At 62.9% G+C, this 1,290-nt stretch carries 1 protein-coding gene and 1 pseudogene; both read left to right on the top strand.

Annotated features, from left to right (window positions below; genetic code table 11):
* On the top strand, nt 1–1,072 hold a 1,072-nt coding region (locus EN750_RS34780; RefSeq protein ID WP_127399305.1), incomplete at its 5' end, for a cytosine deaminase.
* A pseudogene (locus tag EN750_RS34775) lies at nt 1,072–1,290 on the top strand (FAD-binding oxidoreductase); the annotation flags it as partial. The gene EN750_RS34780 and the pseudogene EN750_RS34775, both read left to right, overlap by 1 nt.

Here is a 1,290-nt window from a genome sequence, read left to right as displayed (position 1 = left end):
TATCGACAAGGGCCATATCTGGCCGCGAAAGCCCAATCCTGACGGCACGTTCTTGGGCGCGTTGAATGCCGCCGGTGCCGATCGCGTGGCACGCTGGAGGGCCGAGGATTTGGCACGGCGGATGGATTTTTCACTGCGCTGCGCCTACGCGCATGGCACCAGGGCGCTGCGCACCCACATCGACAGCGTCGCGCCGCAGGAGGAAATCTCCTGGCCAGTGTTCGAGACGATGCGCGAGGAATGGCGCGGCCGTATCGAATTGCAGGGCGCCTGTTTGCTCGGCATCGAAGGCGTGCGTGACAAAAAGTGGTTCGACAGGCTGGCAAAGAGGGTTGCCGCGGCGAAGGGCGTGCTCGGTGTCGTCACCTATATGGTGCCGGACCTCGAAGAACTGCTCGACCATGTCTTCGCGCAAGCCATCAAGCATGGCCTCGATCTCGATTTCCATGCCGACGAGACCGACGATATCTCCGCCATATCGCTGAAGAAGATCGCCGAAGCCGCTCTCTGGAGCGGTTTCGAAGGCAACATCCTCGTCGGCCATTGCTGCTCGCTCGCGCGCCAGCCGGACCTCGATGTGCTCGATACGCTGGACAAAGTGGCGAAGGCCGGGCTCGCCGTCGTCTCGCTGCCGATGTGCAATCTCTATCTGCAGGACCGGCGCGGCGACCAAACCACGCCGCGCTGGCGCGGTGTGACGCTGCTGCACGAGATGAAGGCGAGGGGCATTCCGGTGGCAGTTGCTTCCGACAACACGCGTGATCCCTTCTACGCCTATGGCGATCTCGACATGCTGGAGGTCTACCGCATGGCGACGCGCATCCTGCATTTGGACCATCCGGTCGCCGACTGGCCGCAAGCGGTCACCGCGACGCCGGCCAAGGTGATGCGGCTTGATGGCTTCGGCACGCTTGCCGCCGGCGGCGATGCCGATTTCATCGTGTTCAAAGGCCGAAGCTGGACGGAATTGCTCTCGCGACCCGAATCGGATCGCATCGTGGTGCGCGGCGGCAAGGCGATCGACCGGCAATTGCCCGACTATGCCGAACTCGACGAACTGATGGTGGGATAATGGACGTTTCGGCGCTCAAACGCGATCTTGACGGGCTCAAGGTCGACGACAACCCGGCCATCGTCCAGCAGAAGAGCCGTGACTTCTACTGGTACAGCCCGGTGCTGAAGCAGCAACTGGACCATGTCACCGGCGATCTGATCGTGACGCCAAGGAACGAGGCCGAACTGATCCGCGTGCTTGCCGCCTGTCACCGCCATGGCGTGCCGGTGACGCCG

The sequence above is a fragment of the Mesorhizobium sp. M7A.F.Ca.ET.027.03.2.1 genome (genome assembly GCF_003999175.1).
Lineage (GTDB): Bacteria > Pseudomonadota > Alphaproteobacteria > Rhizobiales > Rhizobiaceae > Mesorhizobium.
The sequence above is the reverse complement of the archived record's forward strand: the minus strand, read 5'-3'. Positions and strand labels throughout refer to the sequence as shown.